Source organism: Bradyrhizobium sp. SZCCHNRI3043, assembly GCF_032377735.1.
Taxonomy (GTDB): domain Bacteria; phylum Pseudomonadota; class Alphaproteobacteria; order Rhizobiales; family Xanthobacteraceae; genus Bradyrhizobium.
On sequence record NZ_JAUHID010000003.1, the window covers coordinates 181,756 to 208,103 of the forward strand.

General features: G+C 66.3%; 24 protein-coding genes. 15 read left to right on the plus strand and 9 right to left on the minus strand.

Annotated features, from left to right (window positions below; all coding sequences use genetic code 11):
• Window positions 1-114: 114 nt before the first annotated feature.
• Window positions 115-1,365 carry a TAXI family TRAP transporter solute-binding subunit gene (locus QX124_RS09625; protein ID WP_315797021.1) on the plus strand — a complete coding sequence of 417 codons (1,251 nt, stop codon included), beginning with the start codon at window positions 115-117 and terminating at the stop codon, window positions 1,363-1,365.
• 74 nt (window positions 1,366-1,439) lie between these two features.
• Here the strand turns inward: QX124_RS09625 and QX124_RS09630 are convergent, their stop codons facing one another.
• Both QX124_RS09630 and QX124_RS09635 read right to left on the minus strand, forming a co-directional pair.
• Entirely contained in the window at window positions 1,440-2,081 is a 642-nt protein-coding gene (locus tag QX124_RS09630) for a glutathione S-transferase family protein (protein WP_315797022.1), read from the minus strand.
• A 3-nt stretch (window positions 2,082-2,084) separates the two neighbouring features.
• Window positions 2,085-3,353: a serine hydrolase domain-containing protein gene (locus tag QX124_RS09635; protein ID WP_409997680.1), complete on the minus strand. Its 1,269-nt coding sequence runs from the start codon at window positions 3,351-3,353 to the stop codon at window positions 2,085-2,087.
• Window positions 3,354-3,566: 213 nt separating this feature from the next.
• Here QX124_RS09635 and QX124_RS09640 point away from each other — a divergent pair, with 213 nt between their 5' ends.
• Window positions 3,567-3,773: a hypothetical protein gene (locus QX124_RS09640; RefSeq protein WP_315771747.1), complete on the plus strand. Its 207-nt coding sequence runs from the start codon at window positions 3,567-3,569 to the stop codon at window positions 3,771-3,773.
• A gap of 620 nt (window positions 3,774-4,393) precedes the next feature.
• Here the strand turns inward: QX124_RS09640 and QX124_RS09645 are convergent.
• Both QX124_RS09645 and QX124_RS09650 read right to left on the minus strand, forming a co-directional pair.
• Window positions 4,394-4,777, minus strand: coding sequence for a cell division protein ZapA (locus QX124_RS09645; protein ID WP_315734404.1), 384 nt, complete (start codon window positions 4,775-4,777; stop codon window positions 4,394-4,396).
• The gene (locus QX124_RS09650; RefSeq protein ID WP_315771745.1) at window positions 4,774-5,124 is read right to left on the minus strand and encodes a DUF4164 domain-containing protein; all 351 of its coding nucleotides are present in this window, start codon (window positions 5,122-5,124) and stop codon (window positions 4,774-4,776) included. Before QX124_RS09650 ends, QX124_RS09645 begins: the two co-directional genes overlap by 4 nt.
• A gap of 268 nt (window positions 5,125-5,392) precedes the next feature.
• On the opposite strand from QX124_RS09650, the gene tkt reads away from it, so the two are divergent.
• The 10 genes from tkt (at window position 5,393) to QX124_RS09700 (ending at window position 15,808) form a co-directional block, all read left to right on the plus strand.
• Window positions 5,393-7,378: a transketolase gene (gene tkt / locus QX124_RS09655; protein WP_315797023.1), complete on the plus strand. Its 1,986-nt coding sequence runs from the start codon at window positions 5,393-5,395 to the stop codon at window positions 7,376-7,378.
• Between the two features lie 213 nt (window positions 7,379-7,591).
• Window positions 7,592-8,599 (plus strand): type I glyceraldehyde-3-phosphate dehydrogenase, encoded by a 1,008-nt coding sequence (gene gap / locus QX124_RS09660; protein ID WP_315783580.1) that lies wholly within the window; start codon window positions 7,592-7,594, stop codon window positions 8,597-8,599.
• A 105-nt stretch (window positions 8,600-8,704) separates the two neighbouring features.
• A complete protein-coding gene (locus tag QX124_RS09665) occupies window positions 8,705-8,848 on the plus strand; it encodes a hypothetical protein (RefSeq protein ID WP_315734412.1) in 144 nt (47 codons plus the stop codon).
• 27 nt (window positions 8,849-8,875) lie between these two features.
• On the plus strand, window positions 8,876-10,066 hold the full coding sequence (locus QX124_RS09670) for a phosphoglycerate kinase (RefSeq protein WP_315797024.1): 1,191 nt from the start codon (window positions 8,876-8,878) through the stop codon (window positions 10,064-10,066).
• Window positions 10,067-10,232: 166 nt separating this feature from the next.
• Window positions 10,233-10,370: a hypothetical protein gene (locus QX124_RS09675; protein WP_315797025.1), complete on the plus strand. Its 138-nt coding sequence runs from the start codon at window positions 10,233-10,235 to the stop codon at window positions 10,368-10,370.
• A gap of 197 nt (window positions 10,371-10,567) precedes the next feature.
• Entirely contained in the window at window positions 10,568-11,635 is a 1,068-nt protein-coding gene (fba, locus tag QX124_RS09680) for a class II fructose-bisphosphate aldolase (protein ID WP_315771738.1), read from the plus strand.
• Window positions 11,636-12,083: 448 nt separating this feature from the next.
• Window positions 12,084-13,106: a class I fructose-bisphosphate aldolase gene (locus tag QX124_RS09685; protein WP_315797026.1), complete on the plus strand. Its 1,023-nt coding sequence runs from the start codon at window positions 12,084-12,086 to the stop codon at window positions 13,104-13,106.
• Complete coding sequence (locus QX124_RS09690; protein WP_315797027.1) at window positions 13,106-13,783, plus strand: thiamine phosphate synthase; 678 nt, start codon at window positions 13,106-13,108, stop codon at window positions 13,781-13,783. Before QX124_RS09685 ends, QX124_RS09690 begins: the two co-directional genes overlap by 1 nt.
• Before the next feature lie 9 nt (window positions 13,784-13,792).
• Window positions 13,793-14,887, plus strand: coding sequence for a tetratricopeptide repeat protein (locus tag QX124_RS09695; protein ID WP_315797028.1), 1,095 nt, complete (start codon window positions 13,793-13,795; stop codon window positions 14,885-14,887).
• 129 nt (window positions 14,888-15,016) lie between these two features.
• Window positions 15,017-15,808, plus strand: coding sequence for an inositol monophosphatase family protein (locus QX124_RS09700; protein WP_315797029.1), 792 nt, complete (start codon window positions 15,017-15,019; stop codon window positions 15,806-15,808).
• Between the two features lie 239 nt (window positions 15,809-16,047).
• Here the strand turns inward: QX124_RS09700 and QX124_RS09705 are convergent, their stop codons facing one another.
• From QX124_RS09705 to QX124_RS09725, 5 genes are all read right to left on the minus strand, one after another.
• Window positions 16,048-16,554, minus strand: a complete 507-nt coding sequence (locus QX124_RS09705) for a hypothetical protein (RefSeq protein ID WP_315797030.1) — start codon at window positions 16,552-16,554, stop codon at window positions 16,048-16,050.
• Between the two features lie 452 nt (window positions 16,555-17,006).
• On the minus strand, window positions 17,007-20,162 hold the full coding sequence (locus tag QX124_RS09710; protein WP_315783584.1) for a multidrug efflux RND transporter permease subunit: 3,156 nt from the start codon (window positions 20,160-20,162) through the stop codon (window positions 17,007-17,009).
• A 5-nt stretch (window positions 20,163-20,167) separates the two neighbouring features.
• Window positions 20,168-21,364 (minus strand): efflux RND transporter periplasmic adaptor subunit, encoded by a 1,197-nt coding sequence (locus QX124_RS09715; protein WP_315783585.1) that lies wholly within the window; start codon window positions 21,362-21,364, stop codon window positions 20,168-20,170.
• 281 nt (window positions 21,365-21,645) lie between these two features.
• Window positions 21,646-22,674: a cyclopropane-fatty-acyl-phospholipid synthase family protein gene (locus QX124_RS09720; protein ID WP_315797031.1), complete on the minus strand. Its 1,029-nt coding sequence runs from the start codon at window positions 22,672-22,674 to the stop codon at window positions 21,646-21,648.
• A 12-nt stretch (window positions 22,675-22,686) separates the two neighbouring features.
• Window positions 22,687-23,499, minus strand: a complete 813-nt coding sequence (locus QX124_RS09725) for a DUF1295 domain-containing protein (RefSeq protein WP_315797032.1) — start codon at window positions 23,497-23,499, stop codon at window positions 22,687-22,689.
• Between the two features lie 182 nt (window positions 23,500-23,681).
• Between QX124_RS09725 and QX124_RS09730 the strand changes: the two genes are divergently transcribed.
• Genes QX124_RS09730 through QX124_RS09740 form a run of 3 tightly spaced genes read left to right on the plus strand, consistent with a single transcriptional unit; the run spans window position 23,682 to window position 26,188 of the window.
• Entirely contained in the window at window positions 23,682-24,671 is a 990-nt protein-coding gene (locus QX124_RS09730) for a flagellar motor protein MotA (RefSeq protein WP_315734443.1), read from the plus strand.
• A gap of 42 nt (window positions 24,672-24,713) precedes the next feature.
• Window positions 24,714-25,742, plus strand: a complete 1,029-nt coding sequence (locus QX124_RS09735; RefSeq protein ID WP_315734445.1) for a peptidoglycan -binding protein — start codon at window positions 24,714-24,716, stop codon at window positions 25,740-25,742.
• Window positions 25,739-26,188, plus strand: a complete 450-nt coding sequence (locus tag QX124_RS09740) for a GNAT family N-acetyltransferase (RefSeq protein ID WP_315797033.1) — start codon at window positions 25,739-25,741, stop codon at window positions 26,186-26,188. The genes QX124_RS09735 and QX124_RS09740 overlap by 4 nt, the downstream gene beginning before the upstream one ends.
• The last annotated feature ends 160 nt before the right edge of the window (window positions 26,189-26,348 follow it).

Consider the following 26,348-nt stretch of genomic DNA (forward strand, 5'->3'; position numbering starts at 1 on the left):
GTTCTCGCCCCAAAACTGCCAGGTTTAGGGCTCATTGAGATACGATCTTGGATTGATCTGTGTCATCAGTCTGCTCGGGGGAATGGCGAGCAGACGCGATCGGGGACTAGTCACATGCACAGAGTACTCGCCCGGCCAGCGCTGCTGGTGCTGGCAACGCTTTCGGCTGCCTTGCTCACCCCCGTCGGCGCGGTGCGGGCGCAAGAGCAGTCCGCCGCTCCGCTCTCGATCAAGCCTGCGCGCGCGTCCGAACGGCGGGCCGTCCAGCGTCGGGTCTCCGAGACCCGCGCGCCCGAGCCACGGAGCACCTCGGATGAAGCCGCCATCAAGACGCGTATGAACCAATGGACCGTCGGCCTGGCCGCGGGCCTGCCCGACGGCGGCTTCGTGCGCCTCGCCAGCGAGATGGCGCGGACGATGGACGATGGCGACAACATGCGCCTGATCCCGATGGTGACGCGCGGCACCACCTCGAACATCGCCGATCTCCTGTATCTGCGCGGCGTCGACGTCGCCGTCACCTACGCCGATGCGTTCGACTTCTACGCCAAACAGGCCGGCCTTTCCAACATCAACGACCGCATCCGCTACGTGCTGCGCTTCTTCATCTCCGACGTGCACATCTATGCGCGCGAGGAGTTCAAGTCGCTGCAGGATCTGAAGGGCCAGAAGATCGCGGTTGGAACGGCCGGCGTTGCCGCCGCGCATACGGGGCCGCTGATCTTCCGGCGCCTCGGCATCGACATCGAGCCTGTCGCCATCGGTGGTCCTGTTGCGCTGGAGAAGCTGCACAAGGGCGAGATCGCCGCGATGGTCTATGTCGCCTCCAAGCCCGGCGAGCTGTTCAGCGGCAAGAAGGCGGATCCTGGATTCCACTTCGTGCCGGTGCCGTACACGCAGCAATTCTCGGATTTCTACTATCCGACCAGCATCAAGGCCGACACCTATCCGGGACTGGTCGCACCTGACACCGCTGTGGAAACTATCGCCGTGCCGTCGGTGCTGGCCGTCTACAACTGGAAGCCGGGCAGCGACCGCGCCGACCGCGTCAATCGCTTCGTCGATGCGCTGTTCACCAACCTCGCGCGGCTGCAGCAGCCGCCGTTTCATCCAGGCTGGAAGGATCTCAATCTCGCGGCACAGGTGCCGGGCTGGCAGCGCTATCCCTATGTCGACGCCGTGCTGGAGCGGATGAAGAACGAGGCCGATGTCGGCCTGCCGCCCGCCGCGACCGGCAGTCTGTCGCAGCAGGAGCGCTTCGAGGCCTTTCTCGAATCGCAGGCCAAGGCGCCGACGTCGAAGGCGGAGAAGGAGGAGCTGTATCGCTCGTTCCTGGACTGGAGCCGCAAGCGGCAGGGGAAGTGAGGCGATCGGGCTTCACAGCGATCGCCTCTACGCCGGATGACGTCATTGCGTGGTGGCACGCGGGCTGAGCGGGATCAGCTCAACAACAACGCCATGCCCGGGTCCCCCTTGGCCATGGCGCGCTGATAGGCCGGGCGGGCGCCGATGCGCGCGAGGTAGGCGCGGATGTTCGGGAACGGCGCGAGGTCGTAGGGCAGGAAGTAGCGCATGGTGGTGAGTGAAAACACCGTCATGATGTCGGCGGCGGTAAGCGCGCCGCCTGCCAGATAGTCCGCCTCGCCGCAGCGCGTCTCGACGGCTGCAAAGGCGCGGTCGAGCCGCCCCCTGATAGCGCCGAGCACGGGATTGTCGTCCGGCAGATTGAGCCGGTTGAGGATCATGAGCCGGCCCATCGCGGCCTGCAGGGTGCCGTTGGCGAAATGAAGCCAGTAGAGGAACGGCGCGAAGCTCGGATCGTCCGGCCTGGGCCGCAACCGACCGTGGCCGTATTTGGCGATGATGTACTCGACGACCGCGCCGGACTCGGCGAGCACCAGCTCGCCGTCGGTGATCACGGGCGCCGCGCCGATCGGATGCAGCGCCTTGTACTCGGGCGGCGCCAGCATCGTCCGGGCGTCGCGCGTGTAGCATTTCAGTTCGTACGAAATTTCCAGCTCCTCGCAGAGCCAGACGATACGTTCGGACTGCGACTTGCCGAGGTGATGAACCGTGAGCATGCGCTATTTCACCATCGCGCCATAGACGATGTCCTGCACCTGCTCGCGATAATATTTGCGCAGGTCACCGGGCGCCGCCGTGCCGACCACCACGACGAGACGCTCCCTGGGATCGCAGAAGAACTGCGTGCCATAGGCGCCGTTCCAGCTGAACTCGCCGGGATTGCCGGGCACCGCCGACAGGCCCTCGCTGGTGCGCACGGCGACGCTGAGGCCGAAGCCGAAGCCGGCGCGATGCGGCTCGACAGTGGCGACGGTGTTCTTGATCTCCGGGCCGAGATGATTGGAGGTCATGTGGTGCACCGTCTTCGGGCTCAGGATGCGCGCACCGTCGAGCTCGCCGCCATTGAGCAGCATCTGGCCGAAGCGGACGTAGTCGCCGATCGTGGCGAACGAGCAGGCGCCGCCGCAGTCCGACCTGGTCGGCGTGTCCAGGAGCTTGATCGCCTGCGGCTTGCCGGTCAGCGGATTGTTCGGAAACGGATGCGCCAGCCGCGGGCGTTGTGCGTCGGTCGGCGCGAAGGTCGCGTCCTGCATGCTGAGCGGCTTCCAGACATTGGTTGAAAGATATTCACCGAGCCGCTGCTCGCTGACCTTCTCGATCACGGCTCCGAGCACGTCGATGGAGAAGCCGTATTCGAACTGCGTGCCCGGCTGATGCGCCAGCGGCAGCTTGGTGATGCGCTCGATGAAGGCCTGGGTGTCGCCTTCGATCGCAGGCGCGGTGCCGTCGGGATAGAGCCGCGCCACCGCGCTCGAGCTGTCCGGCCGGCCGCCATACATCAGGCCCGAGGTGTGGCGGTAGAGATCGTGGATCAGGATGGGGCGGGCCTGCGGCACCAGCAGCAGCGCGCCGTTCTCCTGGGTGACGCCGACCTTCATGTCGGCGAATGCCGGATAGTAGTCGGCGAGCTTGGCCTGCAGCGGCAGCCGCCCCTGCTCCATCAGCATCAGCCCGCCGACCGCAGTCATCGGCTTGGTCATCGAGGCCAGGGCGAAGATCGCGTCGAGCGGCATCGGCGTGCCCTTGACCGGATCGAGCTGGCCGTAGGCCTTGTAATGCACGAGCTTGCCGTCACGCGCGATCGCCACGACCGCGCCGGGCACGCGCTTGGCGGCGATCTCGCGGGCGAAGAAATCATCCATGCGTGCAAGACCCGCCGGCGAGAAGCCGACCTCGTCGGGCTTGGCTTCCGGCAAGGGCGCGGCAGCGACCGGCGCAATGATCGTTGCGAGCGCGACGGCCGCTGCCGCCAGAATCAGCTTGTTCAAGAGCAACCTCCCTGATGCGCGGACGATCCCGCTTATGGCTTGCGAGATTCGACAGCTCCGCGCGTCGAGGCTAGGTCAGCCAGCGGAGAACGACAAGCGCTCGCAAAGCGATCGCATCGCGATGAATTGATCGGCTTCGCTGCTGCACAATGGGCAGTGGTGAGACGTATGAAGAAGGGGACGGGCGAGATCGTGGAGGCTGCGAGGCCACTCATGCTGAGCAAGATCAAGCTCGTCATCCAGATCCTGTGGACCAGCAGCATGCTGATCCTGGGCACCGCAATCGGCGCCAGCTACGGCTTCAGCCAGCACGGCATCAGCGGCGCCATCGCGCTCGGCTTCGTCGGCCTATGCATCGGCGCGCTGGCAGCGGCAGCGCCGGACGTCGCGCTGGAGATCTTGGTTTCGGGGATCTGGTAGTCCGGTCGTGGAGAGTGGGCAAAGGTGCGCTGGCACGCTGGCTCGGCTTGCACCATTGCTCGGCGCGCCGTGCCCACCATTGCCACCGCGCGTGATAGCGGTGGGCACAGCGCGCGGGAATCTGCGTATGACGCAGCAGCATTGCACGCGCGCCTTTGCCCACCCTACTACTACCGCACCTTATGAAGGAGAATGCGGTTTGATCAAGATCTCACGATCTGGCGCAAATCGATCGCCGGTGGTCATAGTTGGACCATGGGCCTTCAAGTTCGCGCGCAACAAATACGGGCGATGCTGCAATCAGTTCGAAGCGGACTTGTATGCGAGCTGCACCGAACAACAGCGAAGATCGCTGTGCCCCGCAGTCTGGGTATCGTCAGGCGGGCTGCTGTTAGTCATGGCTGCAGCCAAACCACTAACTTCGCCACTGTCGCTCTCACAACTCAACGAGCTTTATCGCGATTGGGCTGAATGTCCGTTCGAACCAGGCGCACGGAATTGGGGCATCTACAAGGGTCGACACGTTGCTATCGACTATTCGGCAACCGTCCCCGAAGAGTGAATCAATAAATGCTAAAAAACTCCCACGGCGCTAGTTGAGCACCTCATGGAGTACGCCCTCACCCGATCGCCACGCCACCACCGATGGTGCGGTTCAGCACCTGCGTGGTGCGCTCGATGCGCTCGGCGGCAGCGTTCAGCGCTTTCGCCACCGCGACCTGAGTCGCACGAGCGCGGTCGGCGGACTGGTTGCGCACGTTGCGCAGGCCTTCGAGCTCCTGCTCCAGCACCTGCACGCGCTGATTGGCATCGATCAGCTCATCGCATACGGTGAGCGCGGCCATCACCGTGAGCCGGGCGTCGCCGATCTCGCCGAACTTGCCGCGCAGATTGGTGATACGCTGCTCGAGACTCTCGGCGAGCTTGAGCAGCCTGAGCTCCTGGCCTTCCTCGCAGGCCATGCGATATTGGCGGCCGTTGATGGTGACGTTGATGTGGCTCATTCCTCGTCCTCATCGTCTTCAGCGGCGTTCTGCCCGTCGCCGCCAGCGAGCACGGTGCGGATGGTGCCGATCGCGGTGTCCAGACGTTCGGCGATCTCGCGATTGGTGCGCTCGAGCCGGCGCGTTTTCATCAACGAGCCGTCGAGCTCGTCGGCGAGACGCGAGCGGTCGGCGCCGAGCGCCTGGATGCGCGTGGCGAGCTCGTCCTCGTCACGATCCGCCTCGCGCCGCCGCTCGACCGCGCTCTCCAGCGCGTCGAGGGCCGTCATCAGTCGCCGCGTCGCCGCCTCGAGATCGGCGGCGCCGGGTTCCACCTGGCCGGTAAGATTGGCAGGGTGATCGTTCATGGCACGGATGCGAGGCCCTCGGAGCCAGCGGGATGCGACAAAAGCGCTGTCCGGCAAGCGGTTACGGGCAAAATCTTACGTGCTGGGCGAGCCAAGCGCAACGCTCGGCCGAAACTATGCACTACTAAGCAACTTTTGGGAGGTTCCCGGCGTTGCAGAACCTTTGATTCCCGGAACCGAGGTGCTAATCAGCCCGCAAAATCCCGGCCCGCCAGCAATACCGGCGGCGCTCCTGTCATCAGCATTTCACGTTTGGACGGATTCCAGCATGACGCAGGTCGATCATTCCCGCATGGCCAACGCCATCCGCGGGCTCGCAATGGACGCCGTCGAGAAGGCCAAATCGGGCCATCCGGGCCTGCCGATGGGCGCGGCGGACGTCGCCACCGTGCTGTTCACCCGCGTGCTGAAATACGATGCCGCAGCGCCCGCCTGGCCGGACCGCGACCGCTTCGTGCTCTCCGCCGGCCACGGCTCGATGCTGCTCTATGCGCTGTTGTATCTCACCGGCAACGAGGAGATGACGCTCGACCAGATCAAGCGCTTCCGCCAAGTCGATTCGCTGACGCCGGGCCACCCGGAGAATTTCCGCACCAAGGGGATCGAGACCACCACCGGCCCGCTCGGCCAGGGCATCTCCACGGCGGTCGGCATGGCGCTGGCCGAGAAGATGCTGCAGGCCGAATACGGCAAGAAGATCGTCGACCACCACACCTATGTGCTGGCGTCCGACGGCGACCTGATGGAGGGCATCTCCCAGGAAGCGATCGCGATGGCCGGGCACTGGAAGCTCAACAAGCTGATCGTGCTGTGGGACGACAACGGCATCTCGATCGACGGCCCGCTGTCGATCGCCGACTCGGTCGACCAGGTGAAGCGCTTCAAGGCGTGCGGCTGGGCCGCCGAGCTGATCGACGGCCATGACCCGGAGGCGATTGCCGCGGCGATCGCACGGGCCCAGAAATCGTCGAAGCCGTCGCTGATCGCCTGCAAGACCACGATCGGCTACGGCGCGCCGACCAAGGCCGGGACCTCCAAGGTGCATGGCGAGGCGCTCGGGGCAGAGGAGCTGAAGGGCGCCAAGGAGAAGCTCGGCATTTCGCAGGAGCCGTTCTCGGTGCCCGACGACGTGCTCGCCGCCTGGCGCGAGGCCGGCCGCCGCGGCGCGGCTGCGCGCGGCGAATGGGAGACCCGACTTGGCGAGATGGGCCCGCGCAAGCGCGCCGAGTTCGAGCGCCGGCTGCGCCACGAGCGGCCCGCGGCGCTGGCGAAGGCGCTGAAGGACCACAAGAAGGCGCTGCTGGAGACCCCGCTCAACGCCGCCACCCGCAAATCGTCGGAGGCCGCGATCGAGGTGATCGCAGCCGCAATGCCGTTCGAGTTCGTGGCCGGCTCGGCCGACCTCACCGGCTCCAACAACAACAAGGCGAAGTCGGCTGTCTCGTTCTCGGCCAAGACGCCGAAGGGGCGCTTCATCCATTACGGCATCCGTGAGCACGGCATGGCCGCCTGCATGAACGGCATCTTCCTGCATGGCGGCTTCGCGCCCAACGGCGCCACCTTCCTGGTGTTCTCGGACTATGCGCGCGGCGCTATCAGGCTGTCGGCGCTGATGGGCGCCGGCGTCGTCTACGTGCTGACGCATGATTCGATCGGCCTCGGCGAGGACGGCCCGACGCACCAGCCGGTCGAGCATCTGGCCGCGCTGCGCGCGATCCCCAACATGCGGGTGTTCCGGCCGTGCGATGCGGTCGAGACCGCCGAATGCTGGGAGCTGGCGCTGAACCGCACCAACGGTCCGACCGTGCTGGCGCTGACGCGGCAGAACCTGCCGCAGCTGCGCACCTCAGCGCCGTCGGACAATCCGTGCAGCCGGGGCGGCTACGAGCTCGTCGCCGCGCAAGGCGAGGCCAAGGTGTCGCTGTTCGCGACCGGCTCCGAGGTCGAGATCGCGGTGGCGGCGCAGAAGCAGCTCGCCGAGCGTGGCATCCCAGCCCGCGTCGTCTCGGTGCCGTCTCTGGAGCTGCTGCTGGAGCAGCCGGCCGAGACCAGGGCAAAGATCATCGGCAACGCGCCGGTCAAGATCGCCGTCGAAGCCGCAGTGCGCTGGGGCTGGGACGCGGTCATCGGCCAGGACGGCATCTTCATCGGCATGCATTCGTTCGGCGAAAGCGGCCCGGCCAAGGAGCTCTACAAGCATTTCGGCATCACCGCCGAGGCGGCTGTCGCGGCGGCCGTACAGCGGCTGGCGTAAAGGCCCGCTCGACCCTGCGCGGCGGTTCACCAAATCAGGAGCGCCGCACGAACGTGATTCGCGACGGTTGAGCGATCGCAAAAAAAGGACTACGAAAGGACCATATCGTCCGCTCCCGCCCGGCAGAACCGGGCGGCAACAGTTCCAAAACCCTCGTGGGGCCCGTGAGAAGGCTGCCGACGGGGATGAGAAACGTCATTGAAGGAGACGAAAATGGCAGTCCGGGTCGGGATCAACGGGTTTGGCCGCATCGGCCGCAACGTTCTGCGTGCCATCGCGGAATCGGGCCGCAAGGACATCGTGGTGGTCGGCATCAACGATCTCGGCCCGGTCGAGACCAATGCCCATTTGCTGCGCTTCGACAGCGTGCACGGCCGCTTTCCCCACACCGTGACCGTCGACGGTGACAGCATCGACATCGGCAACGGCAAGATCAAGGTGACGGCCGAGCGTGATCCGTCGAAGCTGCCCTGGAAGGATCTCGGCGTCGACATCGCGCTGGAATGCACCGGCATCTTCACCTCCAAGGACAAGGCCTCGGCCCATCTGACCGCCGGCGCCAAGCGCGTGCTGGTCTCCGCCCCGGCCGACGGCGCCGACGCCACCATCGTCTACGGCGTCAACCACACCGCGCTGACGAGGGAGCACCTCGTCGTCTCCAACGGCTCGTGCACCACCAACTGCCTGGCCCCGATCGCCAAGGTGCTGAACGACACCGTGGGCATCGAGACCGGCTTCATGACCACGATCCACGCCTACACCGGCGACCAGCCGACGCTCGACACCATGCACAAGGATCTCTATCGCGGCCGCGCGGCGGCGATGTCGATGATCCCGACCTCGACCGGTGCGGCCAAGGCGATCGGCCTGGTGCTGCCCGAGCTCAAGGGCAAGCTCGACGGCGTCGCGATCCGGGTGCCGACGCCGAACGTTTCGGTGGTGGATCTCAAGATCGTCGCCAAGCGCAACACCGATCCGAAGGAGATCAACGAGGCGATGAAGCGCGCGTCCGAGCAGGAGCTCAAGGGCATCCTCGGCTACACCACGGCGCCGAACGTCTCGATCGACTTCAACCATGATCCGCACTCCTCGACGTTCCACATGGACCAGACCAAGGTCATGAACGGCAACCTCGTGCGCGTGATGTCCTGGTACGACAACGAGTGGGGCTTCTCCAACCGCATGGCCGACACCGCCGTGGCGATGGGCAAGCTGCTGTAACCATCTGCCAGTCATTCCGGGGCGATGCGCAGCATCGAACCCGGAATCTCGAGATTCCGGGTTCGGTCCGGCGGACCGCCCCGGAATGACGACTGAGGAAGCGTCATGACCCTTCCCAACTGGCTCGGTATCCCCGGTGCGATGTTGCTGATCGGCCTGATCGCTTATGGCTTCCGCCAAGGCATGCGGGTGACGGCGAAGCAGGAAGGCAATCCGCCGGAAAACACCGACGGATATAATCACCACTGATTAGTCCCTCGTTTTACGGTGGCTTCAATGAAACAATTCCGCACCCTCGACGACGTCGACGTCAAAGGCAAGCGCGTGCTGCTGCGCGTCGACCTCAACGTGCCCATGGAGAATGGCCACGTCAGCGATGCGACGCGCCTGGAGCGCGTCGCGCCGACCATCAATGAGATCGCGACCAAGGGCGGCAAGGTCATCCTGCTCGCGCATTTCGGCCGGCCGAAGGGCCGCGATGCCAAGGACTCGCTGAAGCCGGTCGCCACTGCGCTGTCGCAAGTGATCAAGCGCCCGGTCGCCTTCGCCGACGACTGCATCGGCGAGCCGGCCGCGACCGCGATCGCCGCAATGAAGGACGGCGACGTGCTGTGCCTGGAGAACACGCGCTTCCACAAGGAGGAAGAGAAGAACGATCCGGCCTTCGTCGCCGAGCTCGCCAAGCTCGGCGACATCTGGGTCAACGACGCCTTCTCCGCCGCGCACCGCGCCCACGCCTCGACCGAGGGCCTCGGCCACAAGCTGCCGGCCTATGCCGGCCGCACCATGCAGGCCGAGCTCGACGCGCTCGACAAGGCGCTGGGCCGGCCGGCCAAGCCCGTGATCGCGGTCGTCGGCGGCGCCAAGGTCTCGACCAAGATCGACCTATTGGAAAACCTCGTCACCAAGGTCGATGCGCTGGTGATCGGCGGCGGCATGGCCAATACCTTCCTGCATGCCCAGGGCGTGCAGATCGGCAAGTCGCTGGCCGAGAAGGATCTCGCCGCCACCGCTCTTCGGATCATGGAGAAGGCGGAAGCCTCGAACTGCGCCATCATCCTGCCGGTGGATGCCACCGTCTCCTATCACTTCGCGGCGAACTCGCCGTCCTTCGCCTATGGGCTCGACGCGATCCCGCCGGACAGCATGATTCTCGACGTCGGCCCGCAATCGACCGCGCGCATCCATGCCGCGATCGACGATGCGGCGACGCTGGTCTGGAACGGTCCGCTCGGCGCCTTCGAGCTAACGCCGTTCGACCGCGGCACCATGGTCGCCGCGAAGCATGCCGCCGAACGCACCAAGGCCAAGAAGCTGGTCTCGGTGGCCGGCGGCGGCGATACCGTCGCCGCGCTCAACCAGGCAGGCGTGGCCGCCGACTTCAGCTATGTCTCGACCGCCGGTGGCGCCTTCCTGGAGTGGATGGAGGGCAAGCCGCTGCCGGGCGTCGAGGTGCTGAAGGCCTGATCTGCCGGCCCTTGTCGGCCATGGATGTTTCTGTTATGTTCCATCCATGGTCGAGACTCCGACAGACGCTGTCCATTCGATCCTGATCAAGATCCAGGAGAGCATTGCTGCGCTCCGGACAGAGGTCGGACAGTTCAGGCTGGATAATCGAGCCGAGCACGAGCGCATGGAAGCCTTGATCCGCAAGCAGCGTCGGGACTCTGCCGGCATGCTGGTGATGATGCGCGCGACCGCCAGTGACTTCGACGAGCGTGTCACCGAGGTCGAGGAGCGCATCGCGGCTCTTGAAGCCAGGAAGACCTGATCTCCCATCGTTGAGCTACCGGCAACGCGCCAGCCCCTACGCGCTAACCCTAGACATATCCTGATCGCCTCCTCCTCCGGGCTGCGTCGCCACTGCCCTTGGAATCCGCCCACCACCGCGTTATGCACGGTGCAGCAGTTTCGGCGCGTGCGCATCCTGCCGCACGGTCCAATCCTTAATCTCAGGGAGTTCCAGCCATGGCTCGTATCACGTTGCGTCAATTGCTCGATCACGCGGCGGAAAATGACTACGGCGTCCCGGCCTTCAACATCAACAACATGGAGCAGGCGCTGGCGATCATGGAGGCGGCCAATGCGGTCGACGCGCCCGTCATCATCCAGGCCTCGCGCGGCGCCCGCTCCTACGCCAACGACGTGATGCTCAAGCACATGATGGACGCGGTCACCGAGATCTATCCGCACATTCCGGTCTGCGTGCATCTCGACCACGGCAACGAGCCCGCGACCTGCATGACCGCGATCCAGGCCGGCTTCACCTCCGTCATGATGGACGGCTCGCTGAAGGCCGACGGCAAGACCCCCGGCGACTGGGACTACAATGTCGGGGTGACCAAGGCCGTCACCAACATGGCGCATCTCGGCGGCATCTCGGTCGAGGGCGAGCTCGGCGTGCTCGGCTCGCTCGAGACCGGCATGGGCGACAAGGAGGATGGCCACGGCGCCGAGGGCAAGCTGTCGCACGATCAGCTGCTGACCAATCCCGACGAGGCGGTGAAGTTCGTGCGTGAGACCAAGGTCGACGCGCTCGCGATCGCGATGGGCACCTCGCATGGCGCCTACAAGTTCACGCGCAAGCCGGACGGCGACATCCTCGCCATGAACGTGATCGAGGAGATCCACCGCAAGCTGCCGAACACGCATCTGGTGATGCACGGCTCATCGTCGGTGCCGCAGGACCTTCAGGAGATCATCAATTCCTTCGGCGGTAAGATGAAGCCGACCTGGGGCGTGCCGGTCAGCGAAATCCAGCGCGGCATCAAGAACGGCGTGCGCAAGATCAACATCGACACCGACAACCGCATGGCGATGACCGGCCAGATCCGCAAGGTGCTCTCGGAGCACCCGGAAGAGTTCGATCCGCGCAAGTACCTGAAGCCGGCGATGGAGGCGATGGCCAAGCTGTGCAAGCAGCGCCTGCAGGAGTTCAACACCGCCGGTCAGGCTTCCAAGATCAAGCGCGTGCTGACGACCGCCGAGATGGCCAAGCGCTACGCCAAGGGCGAGCTCGATCCGAAGGTGGCGTGAGCCGGCGTTTACAGCCCACTCAGCCCGCTGAGCTTGCTAGACCTCGGTGGTCACGGCGACGGCAGTGAGCTCCCCTCCCCCTTGCGGGGAGGGGTCGGGGGTGGGGGTCTCCGAGTGATCCTATCAGTGATGGGCTCGATAGCACGTGTCGGCGATCTTGCAGTTATGAGTTATGAGCGACACAGCGAAGGCCTGACCGCGCGCCCCCCCATAGCGATTGACGAGGGACGATTGTAGACGCAACTCACTGAATTCAGCGCGCGTGGACCCCCACCCCCTCCCCGCAAGGGGGAGGGGAGTCGGCTGCCTTTGACGCGACAGGTCGTCTGATCAGCAATCTCTCCTTCACCTCTGCGAGAGCCTGCCTTGGCTGCGGCCAATGTTTGCTCGGCATCCGCCCGAGAACCGTCTATTTTGATGGGCAGGGCAGGTGCGTCTGGAGCCAAGCATGAATCTCTCCGCACTGAACAGCACGGCCCTTGCCATGGTCACGCCGGGCAAGGGCATCCTCGCCGCCGATGAATCGACCGGGACGATCAAGAAGCGCTTCGATGCCATCAAGGTGGAATCGACCGAACAGAACCGCCGCGACTATCGCGAGATGCTGTTTCGCAGCGCAGGCATGTCGTTCATCTCCGGCGTCATCCTCTATGACGAAACCATCCGCCAGAACGCCGCCGACGGCACCCCGCTGGTGAAGCTGATCGAGGCGGCCGGCGGCATTCCGGGCATCAAGGTCGATGAGGGAACGCAGCCGCTGCCCGGCTGCCCCGGCGAGCGGGTCACGGTCGGCGTCGACAGGCTTGCGGATCGGCTGGCGACGTACTACGCGCTGGGTGCGCGCTTCGCCAAATGGCGGGCCGTGATCGATATCGACAAGGACAATATCCCTTCGATGACAGCGATCCATGTCAACGCGCATGCGCTCGGCCGCTATGCCGCCCTGTGCCAGGCCGCGAACATCGTGCCGATCGTCGAACCGGAGGTGCTGATGGACGGCGATCATGACATCGGTCGCTGCTTCGACGTCACGCGCCGCGTCCTGAACGAGGTGTTTCGTGAATTACGCATCCAGCGCGTCGCGTTGGAGGGCATGATCCTGAAGCCCAACATGGCGGTGCCCGGCAAGCAGTCGCCGGACCATGCCGGGGTGCAGGAGGTCGCCGAAAGGACCGTCCAGCTGCTGAAGGAATGCGTGCCCGCGGCGGTGCCCGGCATCGCCTTCCTGTCCGGCGGACAATCGGACGAGAGTGCCACCGCGCATCTCGACGCGATGAACCGGCTCGGGCCGCTGCCCTGGAGGCTGACCTTCTCCTATGGCCGCGCGCTGCAGGCGGCGCCGCAACAGGCATGGGCCGGCAAGGCGGCGAACGTCCCCGCCGGCCAGCGGGCCTTCACCCACCGCGCCCGCATGAACGCGCTTGCAAGCCGCGGCCAGTGGACCGCAGCGCTCGAGAAAGAGGCCGCATAGTGTCCGGCAAGACGACTTCCACGCGGCCCGCACCGCGCCTCTATCTGGCAACGCCGGTCGTGACCGATGCGGCGGCGCTGGCCGCCGGCCTGCCGGCGATCCTCGCCAACGCCGATGTCGCGGCGGTGCTGGTGCGGCTGAAGGAGAGCGATCCGCGCAGCATGATCACGGCGGTCAAGACGCTGGCGCCGGCGATCCAGGGCGCCGGTGCGGCGCTGCTGATCGACGGACATCCCGACATCGTCGCCCGCGCCGGCGCCGATGGCGCGCATCTGACCGGCGTCGCTGCGCTAGAGGAGGCGCTGCCGGGGCTGAAGCCGGATCGCATCGCCGGCGGCGGCGGCCTGTCGACACGCCATGATTCGATGCGTGCCGGCGAACTCGGCGCCGACTATGTGCTGTTCGGCGAGCGCGATGCGCAGGGACGGCGGCCCTCGCCGGATGCCGTCAACGAGCGCCTCGCCTGGTGGGCGGAGCTGTTCGAGCCGCCCTGCGTCGGCTATGCGATCTCGCTCAAGGAAGCCACCGACTTCGTCGCGGCCGGAGCCGATTTCGTGCTGGTCGACGACCTCGTCTGGAACGACGCCCGCGGTCCCGCCGCGGCGCTTGCAGAGGTCAGCACCGCGATCCGGAGCGCATATGCGGCCGCGCCGGCCGACGCGCCGGGACAGAGCTGAACGGGGCCGATGACGATCCTGCGCCTGACATGTGTTGTTGCTGCGCTCGCCATGGCGATGACGGGCGCGGCCGCGCAGATCTCGTTGACGCCGCCGGCTCTGCAGCCGCCGACGGAAAAGCCCAAGCCGATCGAACGGCCGGCGGAGAAGGCGGCTGAGAAGCCCAGGCCGCCGGCACCGCCCGCGGCAAAGAAGCCGGCCCCTTCCCCCTCCGGCAAGCCGGCGGCTCCTGCACCGGCCACGACGCCGCAGCCCGCCGCCAATGATCCCAATGTCGACCTGGTCTACGGCGCCTATCAGCGCGGCCAGTACAAGACCGCCTTCGACCTGGCGTCGCCACGCGCCCAGGCCGGCGATCCCAAGGCCATGGCGATGCTCGGCCAGCTCTACGAAAACGCCATGGGCATCCGCCGCGACTACGACAAGGCGGCGACCTGGTACAAGCGCGCCGCCGAGGCCGGCGACCGCGAGGCGATGTTCGCGCTGGCGATGATGCGGCTGGCCGGGCGCGGCGGCCCGATCGACAAGCCGGAGGCGGTGAAGCTGCTCGCTTCCGCCGCCAAGCTCGGCGAGCCCAAGGCCGCCTACAATCTCGCTTTGCTCTATCTCGACGGCCAGACCCTGCCGCAGGACCTCAAGCGCTCGGCCGAGCTGCTGCGCATGGCGGCCGACGCCGGCAGTCCCGAGGCGCAATATGCGCTGGCGACGTTCTACAAGTCGGGCACCGGCGTCCCGCAGGACCCGGAGAAGGCCGCCCGCCTGCTGCAGGCCGCCGCGATCGCCGACAATGTCGACGCCGAGGTCGAATACGCCATCGCGCTGTTCAACGGCACCGGCGTGCCGAAGGACCAGCCCGCGGCCATCGCGCTGCTGCGCCGGGCCGCGCGGCAGAACAGCCCGGTCGCCCAGAACCGGCTGGCATGGGTGCTGCTGTATGGAATCGCCACCCAGATGGACAAGGTCGAGGCCTACAAATGGCACCTGGTGGCCAAGACGGCCGGCAAGGGCGATCCCAAGCTCGACGAGAAATTCGCCGACATGCCCCCCGAGGACCGTGCCAAGGGCGAGCAGGCCGCCAAGCGCTGGCTGGGCACCATCAAGTGATCGGCCGCTGATCCGGCCTTGACGCGGCGGCCCCGGCAGGGCACCCACAGCCAGCCATTTCACCCGCCTTCGTCCGCTTCCGGGGAAGGCGCGCACCGCAAGGTGCGGTCAGCCCAGCGCATCGAGCTCATGATCCATTCCGCCCTCATCAACGTCATGGTCAAGGCCGCGCGCCGCGCCGGCCGCAACCTCAAGCGCGATCTCGGCGAGATCGAGCACCTGCAGGTGTCGCTGAAGGGGCCAGCGAACTTCGTCTCGCGCGCCGACAAGAAGGCCGAGGAGATGCTGTACGAGGATCTCTCCAAGGCCCGTCCCGGCTACGGCTTTGTCGGCGAGGAAGGCGGCAAGCGGGAAGGCAGCGACAAGTCGCACACCTGGATCGTCGACCCGCTCGACGGCACCACCAATTTCCTGCACGGCATCCCGCAATTCGCGATCTCGATCGCGCTTCAGCGCGAGGACACCGTGATCGCCGGTGTGATCTACAATCCCGCCAATGACGAGCTCTACATCGCCGAGCGTGGCAAGGGCGCGTTCCTCAACGACCAGCGGCTGCGCGTCGCCGCACGGCGCCAGCTCCACGAATGCGTCATCGCCTGCGGCCTGCCGCATATCGGCCGCGGCGACCACCAGCTGTTCCTGCGCGAGATGACCTCGCTGCAGGTCAAGGTCGCGGGCCTGCGCCGCTTCGGCGCCGCCTCGCTCGACCTCGCCTTCGTCGCGGCGGGGCGCTTCGACGCCTATTGGGAGCGCGACCTGCAACCCTGGGACATCGCCGCCGGCTTGATCATGGTGCGTGAGGCCGGTGGCACCGTTTCCGGTATCGACGGCAAGGAGGACGCGCTGGCCACCGGCCACGTCGTGTGCGGCAACGAGGTCATTCACCGCGAGCTGGTGAAGGTGCTGAAGGCGGCGGCGTAGTTCGAGCCTCCGATCGGGTCTTCAGTCTGCACTCTGCGGGCCTGGCGCGAGCTCTGGCCTCACACATCGTGTCCGTCCCGGCCTTGAGCCGGAACCCAGCCACCGGCTCTCGTGCCTGAGCAAGACCGGTCGACCAGCGTGCCTCAAACCTCTCCCTGGGGGTATGGGTCCCGGATCGGCGCGCGCGTGCCGCGCGCTTGTCCGGGACGACACCGAGGGTGTCGTTTGGTTGCCGGGCTCTACCGCCGCCCGCTGGTGAACGCCTGGGGCGTAGCACCTGGCAGCGCCGGCGAGTTGATGTCGCTGTCGACGCGGTCGGACGACTGGCCGGCATAGCTGAAGCCGAGCGACAAACTGACGTTGCTCGTCGGCTTGAACTCGACACCGCCGTTGATCGCATAAGCGGGCGTCGAGGTGGAGCGCGAATCGAACGTCGCGAACGGGCCGCCGAGGCCGGGATTGTATTTCAGCGTGTCGAAGCCGCCGTAGACACTGACGCCGCTCTTGAAGGTGTAGCCGTATTGCGCGCCTTCGGTCGTGTACGAGCCGAGCGAGCCGTAGCGATTGACGATGTTCGAGCTCAGGCCGACGCCAGTGAGCGCCGACCAATTGTTCGTCACGCTGTAGCGCCGCGAGAAGAAGCCGCTGTCGCTGCCGTTCGCCGTGAAGCTCGGAAAGTTGCCGTAGGAGTCGAGGCTGCCGGCATCGCTGAAGCCGACCGGCCAGCCCGGCAGCCAGTATTTCACGGGGCCAGACTGGGCGTGAGCCCCGGGAGCGCCGAGGCAGAGGCCAGCCAGCAGAAACGCGAAAGCCAATTTGCGTGGGAACATCGACATGCCGTTACCGCTTCACGTCGGCGGATCATACACGCGGAGAGTGGCGAACTCCAGACAGAGAGGGGATTTCGAGCGCGGCCGCGAAGCCGGTGCGCTCCCCTCCCCCTTGCGGGGAGGGGTGGGGGTCCACGAGTCACGCTCGATGTGATGACCCACCGCCCAATTCATGTGTGCGCAGTCGGTCCGCTACAGATCGTGCGCTTCGCACCGATGTCCGCTGACTGACTCTTGAACGGAGCATGCCACGACGTTCGGCGTTCGGCGCCCCCCACCCCCAACCCCTCCCCGCGAGGGGGAGGAGAGCAGACCGGCCGCGCGGCAGGATGTCGGCACAATCCTCCGGACAGACCATTCATGATCGCCTACGACTTCGCCGGCGCCGGTGGCCCATAGGCCTCACGCTCCGCCACCCCCTCCGTCTTCTCCCGATCGCCTGCGAGCACGCGCTGCACCGAGACGAAGAACACCGGCACCATCAGCAGCGCCAGGATCACCACCGCGATCATGCCGCCCATCACGTTGGTGCCGAGCGCCTGCTGGCTCGCGCCGCCGGCGCCCGTCGCCATCGACATCGGCAGCACGCCGCAGACGAAGGCGAGGCCGGTCATGATGATCGGGCGGAAGCGCAAGGAGCAGGCCTCGATCGTCGCCGCGACCAGCGGCTTGCCGTGGGCGCGCAAGTCCTTGGCGAACTCGATGATCAGGATCGCGTCCTTGGCGGCGAGTCCGATGATGGTGATCAGCGCCACCGTGAAGTACACGTCGTTGGACAGGCCGCGCAGATTGGCGGCGACGACGGCGCCGAGGATGCCGAGCGGCACGGTCAAGAGCACCGCGAGCGGGATCGTCCAGCTTTCGTAGAGCGCGGCCAGGCACAGGAACACCACCAGCGCCGACAGGCCCAGCAGCAGCGGCGCCTGCGAGCCCGACAGCTTCTCCTGCAGCGACTGTCCGGTCCATTCATAGCCGAAGCCGCGCGGCAGCTTGCCGGCGAGCCGCTCCATCTCCTTGAGCGCATCGCCCGAGGTGTAGCCCGGCTTGGCCTCGCCGGAGATGCGGATCGCCGGATAGTAGTTGAAGCCGGCGATCTGGCTCGGTCCCCTGGCCCATTGGATCGTCGCGAACGACGAGAACGGCACCAGCTGTCCCTTGGCGTTCTTGACGCTGTAGTTGAGGATATCGTCTGCGTTCATGCGGCTGATGCGATCGGCCTGCACCACGACGCGCTGCATGCGGCCGCGGTTGGGGAAGTCGTTCACGTAAGTAGAGCCGAGATTGGTCGAGATCGTGTTGTTGATGTCCTCGAAGGTGACGCCGAAGGCGCCGGCCTTCTCGCGGTCGATCATCAGATTGACCTGGGGTCCCGGCGGCAGGCCTTCGACATAGACCTTCTGCAGCACGGGGCTCGCATTGGCTTCTGCGATCAGCTGGTCGGCGGCGGCGGTCAGCGCGGCATAGCCCTTCTGGCCGCGGTCCTGCAGGCGGAAGCTGAAGCCCGAGGAGTTGCCGAGATTGTCGATCGGCGGCGGCTGCAGCGCCGTGATCTTGGCGTCGCGCAAGCCGGCGAGATCGCGGTTGATGTCGGCGACCAGCGCCGCGGCGCCGTCACGCTTGCTGCGCTCCGACCAGTCCTTCAGCGAGATGAAGGCCTGGGCGGTGTTGACGCCCTGGCCGGCATAGCTGAAGCCGGTCAGGAAGGTGACGTTCTCGATCCCTTCGCGCTTGGCGAGATACTTCTCGACCGCCTCGACGGCCGCCTGCGTCCGCGCATAGGAGGAGTCCGCCGGTGTCTGCACGTCGGTGGTGATGAAGCCCTGGTCATCGACCGGCAGGAAGCCGCCCGGCAGCCGGATGAAGGCGAAGGTCAACCCGACCAGGAAGATCGCATAGATCAGCATCAGCCGTCCGGTGCGCTTCAGCGCACCGCCGACCACGCCGGCGTAGCGGTTGCGGCTGCTGTCCATGAAGCGGTTGAACCAGCCGAACACGCCCTTCTTCGCGTGGCCGTGGCCGGCCGTGACCGGCTTCAGCAGGGTGGCGCACAACGCCGGCGTCAGCGACAGCGCCAGCAGCGCCGAGAAGCCGATCGCCGCCACCATGGTGACCGAGAACTGCCGGTAGATGATGCCGACCGAGCCGGGGAAGAACGCCATCGGCACGAACACCGCCATCAGCACCAGGGTGATGCCGATGATGGCGCCAGTGATCTGGCCCATCGCCTTGCGCGTCGCCTCCTTCGGCGACAGCCCCTCCTCGGTCATGATGCGCTCGACGTTCTCGACCACGACGATGGCATCGTCGACGAGGATGCCGACCGCGAGCACCATGCCGAACATCGTCAGCATGTTGATGGAGTAGCCGACCAGCATCAGCGTCGCGCAGGTGCCGAGCAGCGCCACGGGCACGACGATGGTCGGGATGATGGTGTAGCGGATGTTCTGCAGGAACAGGAACATCACCACGAACACCAGCACGACGGCTTCGACCAGGGTCATCAGCACCCGCTTGATCGAGGCTTTGACGACCGGCGTGATGTCGTAGGGGATTTCATAGCTGATGTTGGACGGGAAGAAGCGCGACAGCTCCTTCATCTTGGCCTCGACCGCGCTCGCGGTCGCCAGCGCATTGCCGGTCGGCGACAGCAGCACCGACAGGCCCGCGGTCGGCTTGCCGTTGAGGCGGGTGTTGAACTGATAGCTCAGGCCCCCGATCTCGATGCGGGCGACGTCGCGCAGCCGGACCGTCGAGCCGTCGGCATTGGCGCGCAGGATGATCGATCCGAACTCGTCGGGCGAATCGAGCTGGCCCTTGACCAGCACCAGCGCCGAGGTGCGCTGCGAGGTCGTCGCGGGCTCGGCGCCGATGCTGCCCGAGGCGACCTGCGCGTTCTGCGCGCCGATCGCCTTGGTGACGTCGTCGGCGGTGAGGCCGTAGCCGACCAGCTTGGCCGGATCGAGCCAGACGCGCAGCGAGCGCTCGGTCGAATACAGCGTGGCGCGGCCGACGCCGGGAATGCGCCGGACTTCGCCGAGCACGTTGCGGATCATGAAGTCGCCGAGGCCGACCTCGTCGAGGCTGCCGTCGGTCGACTGCAGGGTGATGATCTGCAGCACCGCGGCGGAGGCTTCCTCGACCAGGATGCCCTGCTGGATGACGGCGCGCGGCAGCCGCGCCTCGACACGCTTGAGGCGGTTCTGTACCTCGACCGAGGCGTCGTTGGTCGACGTGCCCGGCACGAAGTTCGCGGTGATCTCGACCTGGCCTAGCGAATCGCTGGTGGATTCGAAATTGAGAATGCCGGAAGCGCCGTTGAGCTCCTCCTCGATGAGCCGCGTCACGCTGTTGTAGAGGTTCTCCGGCGATGCGCCGGGATAGCTCGTCGAGATCGAGATCGAGGGCGGCGCAATGATCGGATATTGCGCCACCGCCAGCAGCGGAATCGCGATCGCGCCGATCAGGCAGATGAACAGCGCGACGACCCAGGCGAAGATAGGCCGGTCGATGAAGAAGCTCGGCATGCGACTTACCGCGTCGCCGACTTCGATTCGAGCTGCGTCGCGGCGCTGACCTCGGTCCAGACCTGCGGCGCGACCCTGTCGCCGGCGGCGAACTTCTGGAAGCCGTCGACCACGACCTTGTCGCCGGCGCGCAGACCGTCGGTGATCAGCACCAGGCCATCCTGGGTCGGACCGGTGCGGACCGGCCTGGCGATCGCGCGGTTGTCGTCGCGGATGACGTAGACCTCGGACCCGCCGGCCGCGTTGCGCTGCACCGCCTGCTGCGGCACGCCGACGGAGTCGCTGTCGATGCCCTGCTCGATGCGGACGCGGACATACATGCCCGGCAGAAGCTCGCGCTTCGGATTGGCGAACTCGCCGCGCAGGGTGACCTGACCGGTGGCGGCATCGACCTTGGCGTCGGAGAACAAGAGCTTGCCGGGGATCGAATACGGCGTGCCGTCGTCGAGCACGAGACGGACCTTGATCGCGTCGGGCGAGATCTGGTCGAGGTCGCCCGACTCGAACGCCCGGCGCAGGCGGTTGAGCTCGCTCACCGACTGGGTGAAGTCGGCATAGATCGGATCGAGCTGCTGGATCGTGACCAGCGAGGTCTCGTTCTGGACCGCGATGGCGCCCTCGCTGACCTGGGCCGCACCGACGATGCCGTCGATCGGCGCGCGCACGGTCGCATAGTCGAGATTGAGCTGGGCACGCGCGAGATCGGCCTTGCGGGCCTCGATGTCGGCCGCGGCTTCGCGCTCGCTCGCGACCGCCTTCTCCTGCTCGACCTCGGGCGCAGCGCGCTCCTTGAACAGCAGGGCGATGCGGCGCGCCTGCTGCACCGCGCGCTCATGCACCGCCTCGGCCTTGGCCAGCGCCGCCCGGCTCGACATGATCTCCACCTCGAACGGTTTCGGATCGATGCGATAGAGCGGATCGCCCGCCTTGACCTCGCTGCCCTGGCGGAACAGCCGCTCGACGATGATGCCCGAGACGCGCGGACGGACGTCGGAGACGCGGGTCGGCGCGATGCGGCCGGGCAGCTCGCGCACGATCGCTCGCGCCTTCTGCTCGACGGTCACGATGCCGACGTCGGGGATGACGATCTGCTCATTGGCGGAGGCCTGAGCCTGGATGGGGTCGTTACAGCCGGCCAGCAGCGGCGCGGCGGCCGCGAGCATCAATGCACTGCTGACCAGCGACGCGCGAAAACGAGACATGGGTGGAGGAGCCCCTCAATGATGATGAAAACCGGTCGACCGGATGGCCCAGTCATGGCGCCATTCTGGCGCTCGCCTTGCCTGCAACATAGAAAAGAGCTGCTGCGACGCAACGCGGAACCCGGGCGGCTTGATGTCACACGAACTACGTGACTGATAGATCAAGATTTTTTTGGACTCACCTAATTGTGAGTGCTTTGTGGCAGCAGGTTCCCCGCAGAATCCGCACAGCGAAACGCGAATCTCCTTCGGAGCTGCGGCATCCCGCCGCAGCGAACAAATTAGTTCGCCGGCCGCAGGCGGTAGTGACTGACGCCCCATTCACGGCCTTCGTCGTGCCCGAACAGACCCGCGGTGGCGAGGAAGAACCAGCGCCAGCGGCGCATCCACAGCGCCGTGTCGTCGCCATAGACCGGCTGCAGCACCTGCAGGATGCGGTTGTAGTCGGCATCGAAATTGGCGAGCCAGTCCCGTGCCGTGCGCTGATAATGCGTGCCGCTCCAGCGCCATTCCTTCTCGACCGCGAACAGATCCGCGTACTGCCGGATCAGGCCGTGGCTCGGCATGATGCCGCCGGTGAAGAAGTGCTGCGCAATCCAGTCCTCGCGATCGTTGCGGTCGAACAGGTAGGATCCGGTGCGGTGGGTGAAGATGTGCATGAACAGGCGGCCGTCCGGCGCGAGCCATGATCTGACCCGCGACAGCAGCTCGCGCCAGTTCATCATGTGCTCGAACATCTCCACCGAGACGATGCGATCAAACCGCGCGTCGGGAGCGAACCCGTTCATGTCGGCGGTGACGACCCGCAAATTGAGCAGGCCGCGCGCGGCCGCCATCTCCTCGATCGCGCGGCGCTGCGAATGCGAGTTCGACACCGCCGTGATCTTCGCATGCGGGAACTGCCGGGCCATGAACAGCGACAGCGAGCCCCAGCCGCAGCCGAGCTCGAGAATGCTCTGGCCGTCCTGCAGATCGGCATTGGCGACGGTCTGGCGCAGCGCCTCCTCCTCCGCCTCCTGCAGGGTCGAGACCGGCTCCTTGTAGAAGCAGCAGGAATATTTGCGGTTCGGCCCGAGCACGCGGGCAAAGAACGCCGCCGGCACCTCGTAGTGCTGGCTGTTCGCCGCGTCGGTATGCTCGGCGATCGGGCGCATCGTCAGCACACGGGCGAACTCTGCATCACCCATTGCATCGGCCCCGCCCAGCCGCGCCGCGGTGCGTGCGCACAATTCGGAGATCGCTGAGCGGATGACGGCGTCAGGCAGCGGCACACGCTCGGCGGCGCCGATGATGGTCGAGATGAAGCTCATGCAGTGGCTCCGTTACTTCGTAAAAGGATTTGGCGGCAGGGGAAAGAACGCGCTGGTGCGCGCCTGATAGGCCCGGTAGCGATCGCCGCGCGAGCGCAGCATCTGCTGTTCCAGCGGCGGGATGCCGGTGACGTGGACCAGGATCCAGTACATGAACAGCGGCGCGAGCAGGCTGGCGAAGCCCCACGGATGATCGAATGACAGCGCGATGACCGGGTAGGACAGCCAGCACACCCATTCGAAGAAATAGTTGGGATGGCGCGACCAGCGCCACAGGCCGACGTCGCACACCTTGCCCTTGTTGGCGGGATCGGCGCGGAACGCCTTGAGCTGAGCGTCGGCGACGCCCTCGCCGGCGATGCCCGCGAACAGCACGAGGATGCCGAGATAGTCTTGCAGACGCAGCTCGGCGGCCGGCGCATGGGCCGCGACGAACATCGCGAACACCAGCGGGATCGAGCCCCAGGCCTGCTGCTGCAGGAACAGGAACATGCGCCGCGGTGCGGCCGCGCCCCATTGCCGGGCGAACTCCGCATAGCGCGGGTCGTCGGACATGCCGCGGCTGCGTGCCGCGACATGGCCGCCGAGCCGCAGCGACCAGACCGCCACCAGCACCGCGACCAGCCACTGCCGCGCGTTGGTGTCCGCGCCGCCGGCGGGCCAGATCGCGCCGGCGGCGCCGACCAGCCCGACGGAAAATGTCCAGATCGTGTCGACCCAGCCGGAGTTGCCGCTGCGCTGCTGCACGACCCAGGCGAGCCCCATCAGCACCGACATCGCCGCGGCCATCGCCAGGAGCGCTTGCAGATATTCAACGACGGTCATGACAAAGCCAGGGCGTTCCCGCTAGATATGAGCCACGGGACTAACTACGCCGCGGATGCCCGCCGGTTTCAGCCATAGTTCCGCGCAGGGGACGGGGATTGCGCCGATCGCGGCTTTTTTCCCGCTGCTGCTGTGCCATAGTGGATTTTAGGGACCGGTCCCCGCAACGGATGTCATCGACAATGCCTCAAGGCTCCCCTTCCCGCTCCGCGATGGACGTCGAAATGACCAAATTGTCCTCGCCCCGGATCTTCCTGGTGCGGATGCTGGTCTTCCTGGTGCTGTGCGCGCTGGTCGGCGTCGTGCTCTACAAGCAGATCATCATGGCGTTCTTCGCCAATCCCGGCCTCAACGCCCTGATCGGGGCGGTGCTGCTGATCGGCGTCATCCTGTCGTTCCGACAGGTGGTCCGGCTCTATCCGGAAGTGTCCTGGGTCAACAATTTCCGCATCGCCGATCCCGGCCTGGCGGTGCCTCGTCACCCGGTCCTGCTGGCGCCGATGGCCGCCATCCTCGGCCGCGAGCGCTCGGGGCGGATGTCGATCTCACAGCAGACCATGCGCCATCTGCTCGACTCGATCGCTACGCGCCTGGACGAGGCCCGCGACATCTCCCGCTACATGACCGGCCTGCTGGTGTTCCTCGGCCTGCTCGGCACGTTCTGGGGCCTGATCGAGACGGTCGGCTCGGTCGGCAAGGTGATCGAGGGCCTCAAGGTCGGTGGCGACGCCGGCGCGCTGTTCGATACGCTGAAGGGCGGCCTTGCCGCGCCGCTGGGCGGCATGGGCATCTCGTTCTCGTCCTCGCTGTTCGGCCTCGCCGGCTCGCTGATCCTCGGCTTCCTCGACCTGCAGTCGAGCCAGGCGCAGAACCGCTTCTATACCGACCTGGAAGACTGGCTCGCGGGCACCGTGCGCGAATATGGCGGGACGGGCGATACCGGGGCCGATCTCTCGGTCGCCATCGAGCGGCTGCGCACCGCCATGGAGGACGGCTCGAACCGCGGCGCCACCGCGGCGATGGCCAACCTCGCCGAGGCGATCCAGGGGCTGGTCGGGCACATGCGCACCGAGCAGCAGATGATCCGCGAATGGGCCGACGGCCAGGGCGAGCAGAACCGCGAGATCAAGCGGCTGCTGGAGCGGCTCGCGCGGCAGACCGAGAAGAGTTGAGCTGCTCCACCGGCCTGCCGAAGATGAACTAGGAGACGCTGAATGGCGCTTGCCCGTACCCGCCGTGGAGATTCCGGCCTCAACTACTGGCCGGGCTTCGTCGACGCGCTCTCGACGCTGGTGCTGTCGATCGTGTTCCTGCTGACCGTGTTCCTGGTGGTGCAGTTCTTCCTGTCGCAGGAGGTCACCGGCAAGGACAAGGCGCTGGAGCAGCTCAACGCCAAGATCGCACAGCTCAACGAGATGCTGTCCCTGGAGAAGCTCGGCAAGCTCTCGCTGGACGACCAGGTCGCGCAACTGCGCGCCGGGCTCGCAAGCGCCGAAGCCGAGCGCGACCGCGTCAAGGGTCTCTATGACGGGCTCGCCAATGCCGGCAGCAATGCCGCCGGCCGCGCCAACGAGCTCAACCGGGCGCTCGACTCCGAGAAGCAGGTCACGGCGCGGGCGCTGGCCCAGATCGAGGTGCTCAACCAGCAGATCAGCGCACTGCGCCGCCAGCTCGCCGCGCTCGAGGATGCGCTCGATGCCTCGGAGAAGCGCGACAAGGAATCGCAGAGCCGCATCGCCGATCTCGGCTCGCGCCTCAACGTCGCGCTGGCACAGCGGGTGCAGGAACTCACCCGCTACCGCTCGGAGTTCTTCGGCCGGCTGCGCGCCATCCTCGGCAACCGTCCCGACATTCGCGTCGTCGGCGACCGCTTCGTGTTCCAGTCCGAGGTGTTCTTCGACACGGGGCAAGCCACCCTGCTGCCCGAGGGCCAGCAGGAGCTGAACTCGGTGGCGACGGCGCTGGTCGATCTCGACAAGCAGATCCCCGCTGAGATCTCCTGGGTGCTGCGGGTCGATGGCCACACCGACGTTCGTCCGATCAACAGCCCGGTGTTCAAGTCGAACTGGGAATTGTCCTCGGCGCGCGCCATCTCGGTGGTGCAGTATCTGATCTCGCTCGGCGTGCCTGCCCAGCGCCTGGTCGCGGCCGGCTTCGCCGAATTCCAGCCGCTCGACCCCGCGAATACCGAGGATGCCTTCCGCCGCAACCGGCGCATCGAGCTGAAGCTGACGGAGCGGTGACGTCGACCTCCACCCTGCGCCCCTATCGCGCCGAGGACGAGGACGCGGCGATCGCGTTGTGGCAGGAGACGTGGCAGCTCGCCTATCCCGCCATCGATTTTGCCGCGCGCGTTCCATGGTGGCGTGAGCGCTGGCGAAATGAGCTGGTGCCGAAGGCGGACGTGATCGTCGCCGAGACGGAGGGGGCACTTGCCGGCTTTGTCACGATCGATGCGTCGGGCTATCTCGATCAGCTCGTGGTCTCGCCCCGGCACTGGGGCTCGCCGCTCGCCACGCAGCTCGTCGACGTGGCCAAGCAGCGTTCGCCCGGCGGCATCACGCTGTTGGTCAACAAGGACAACGCCCGCGCCATTCGCTTCTACAAGCGCTGCGGCTTCGCGGAGGCCGGCGAGGACGTCAACCCGACGTCGGGCCGTCCGGTGCTGCGAATGGCGTGGACGCCTTAGAAGCGATTGGATTGCACTGCGGCGACACACACCACTGTCGTCCCGGACAACCGAGCGCAGCGAGGGCAGATCCGGGACCCATACGCCGCGGCAGAGGTTTTGCGACGAGTGGGTGTCCCTGGCATTCGGGCGCCAAACATCGGTCTGTGGTTATGGGCCC

What these genes read in the sequence shown, in the direction of transcription:
- QX124_RS09670 (WP_315797024.1), top strand. Translation starts at nt 8,876, where the DNA reads ATGAAACAATTCCGCACCCTCGACGACGTCGACGTCAAAGGCAAGCGC.
- QX124_RS09700 (WP_315797029.1), top strand. Translation starts at nt 15,017, where the DNA reads ATGATCCATTCCGCCCTCATCAACGTCATGGTCAAGGCCGCGCGCCGC.
- QX124_RS09645 (WP_315734404.1), bottom strand. Translation starts at nt 4,777, where the DNA reads ATGAGCCACATCAACGTCACCATCAACGGCCGCCAATATCGCATGGCC.
- QX124_RS09720 (WP_315797031.1), bottom strand. Translation starts at nt 22,674, where the DNA reads ATGAGCTTCATCTCGACCATCATCGGCGCCGCCGAGCGTGTGCCGCTG.
- QX124_RS09625 (WP_315797021.1), top strand. Translation starts at nt 115, where the DNA reads ATGCACAGAGTACTCGCCCGGCCAGCGCTGCTGGTGCTGGCAACGCTT.
- QX124_RS09695 (WP_315797028.1), top strand. Translation starts at nt 13,793, where the DNA reads ATGACGATCCTGCGCCTGACATGTGTTGTTGCTGCGCTCGCCATGGCG.
- QX124_RS09685 (WP_315797026.1), top strand. Translation starts at nt 12,084, where the DNA reads ATGAATCTCTCCGCACTGAACAGCACGGCCCTTGCCATGGTCACGCCG.
- tkt (WP_315797023.1), top strand. Translation starts at nt 5,393, where the DNA reads ATGACGCAGGTCGATCATTCCCGCATGGCCAACGCCATCCGCGGGCTC.
- fba (WP_315771738.1), top strand. Translation starts at nt 10,568, where the DNA reads ATGGCTCGTATCACGTTGCGTCAATTGCTCGATCACGCGGCGGAAAAT.
- QX124_RS09640 (WP_315771747.1), top strand. Translation starts at nt 3,567, where the DNA reads ATGCTGAGCAAGATCAAGCTCGTCATCCAGATCCTGTGGACCAGCAGC.
- QX124_RS09715 (WP_315783585.1), bottom strand. Translation starts at nt 21,364, where the DNA reads ATGTCTCGTTTTCGCGCGTCGCTGGTCAGCAGTGCATTGATGCTCGCG.
- QX124_RS09630 (WP_315797022.1), bottom strand. Translation starts at nt 2,081, where the DNA reads ATGCTCACGGTTCATCACCTCGGCAAGTCGCAGTCCGAACGTATCGTC.
- QX124_RS09710 (WP_315783584.1), bottom strand. Translation starts at nt 20,162, where the DNA reads ATGCCGAGCTTCTTCATCGACCGGCCTATCTTCGCCTGGGTCGTCGCG.
- QX124_RS09650 (WP_315771745.1), bottom strand. Translation starts at nt 5,124, where the DNA reads ATGAACGATCACCCTGCCAATCTTACCGGCCAGGTGGAACCCGGCGCC.
- QX124_RS09725 (WP_315797032.1), bottom strand. Translation starts at nt 23,499, where the DNA reads ATGACCGTCGTTGAATATCTGCAAGCGCTCCTGGCGATGGCCGCGGCG.
- QX124_RS09730 (WP_315734443.1), top strand. Translation starts at nt 23,682, where the DNA reads ATGCCTCAAGGCTCCCCTTCCCGCTCCGCGATGGACGTCGAAATGACC.
- QX124_RS09735 (WP_315734445.1), top strand. Translation starts at nt 24,714, where the DNA reads ATGGCGCTTGCCCGTACCCGCCGTGGAGATTCCGGCCTCAACTACTGG.
- QX124_RS09675 (WP_315797025.1), top strand. Translation starts at nt 10,233, where the DNA reads ATGGAAGCCTTGATCCGCAAGCAGCGTCGGGACTCTGCCGGCATGCTG.
- gap (WP_315783580.1), top strand. Translation starts at nt 7,592, where the DNA reads ATGGCAGTCCGGGTCGGGATCAACGGGTTTGGCCGCATCGGCCGCAAC.
- QX124_RS09665 (WP_315734412.1), top strand. Translation starts at nt 8,705, where the DNA reads ATGACCCTTCCCAACTGGCTCGGTATCCCCGGTGCGATGTTGCTGATC.